Source organism: bacterium, assembly GCA_031082185.1.
GTDB lineage: Bacteria > Sysuimicrobiota > Sysuimicrobiia > Sysuimicrobiales > Humicultoraceae > VGFA01.
In genome coordinates this window covers 317-1193 of record JAVHLI010000040.1, presented here as the reverse complement: position 1 = coordinate 1193, position 877 = coordinate 317, and the positions used below count along the sequence as shown (strand labels likewise).

1 rRNA gene (only partly in view) is annotated in these 877 nt (G+C 53.0%); it reads right to left on the bottom strand.

Going from position 1 to position 877, the window contains the following annotated elements:
• Window positions 1–877, bottom strand: a 23S ribosomal RNA gene (locus RDU83_14025); its annotated part runs 316 nt beyond the window's last position; the annotation flags it as partial.

The window sequence follows — 877 nt, the reverse complement described above, 5'->3', positions numbered from 1 at the left end:
TAAATGGTGGCTGCTTCTAAGCCAACATCCTGGCTGTTTGTGCAGCTCCACATCCTTTTCCACTTAGTCTAACTTGGGGACCTTAGCTGACGGTCTGGGCTGTTTCCCTTTTGACCACGAATCTTAGCACCCGTAGTCTGACTCCCGGGTAACGAGAAAACGGTATTCGGAGTTTGAATGGGTTCGGTAACCGGTGAAGGCCCCTAGCCCAACCAGTGCTCTACCCCCGTCTCTCTATAACCCGAGGCTAGCCCTAAAGCTATTTCGGGGAGAACCAGCTATTTCCGAGTTCGATTGGCATTTCACCTCTACCCACACCTCATCCGCCGCCTTTTCAACGACGGTCGGTTCGGGCCTCCACGACATTTTACTGGCGCTTCACCCTGGACATGGGTAGGTCACTCGGTTTCGGGTCTACTACTGCAGACTATGGCGCCGGTTAAGACTCGCTTTCGCTGCGGCTCCGGGATCGCTCCCTTAACCTTGCCTGCAACAGTAACTCGCTGGCCCGTTCTACAAAAAGTACGCCGTCACACTTCAGTCGTCAGTCGTCGGTAATCAGTCGCCGGACTCTCGGGTCTTCCTTCCGGGTTACTCAAAACCCTAAATTCTAACCCTAATCCGACTACTGACCACTGACGACCAACGACCGAATAGTGCTCCGACTGTTTGTAGGCTTACGGTTTCAGGTTCTATTTCACTCCCCTTCCGGGGTGCTTTTCACCTTTCCCTCACGGTACTGGTTCACTATCGGTCACTAGGTAGTATTTAGCCTTGGGAGATGGTCCTCCCCTCTTCCGACAAGGTTCCACTTGCCTCGCCGTACTCTTCTCAATCGGAGAAGTCGCAATTTCGTTTACGGGACTTTCACCCTCTT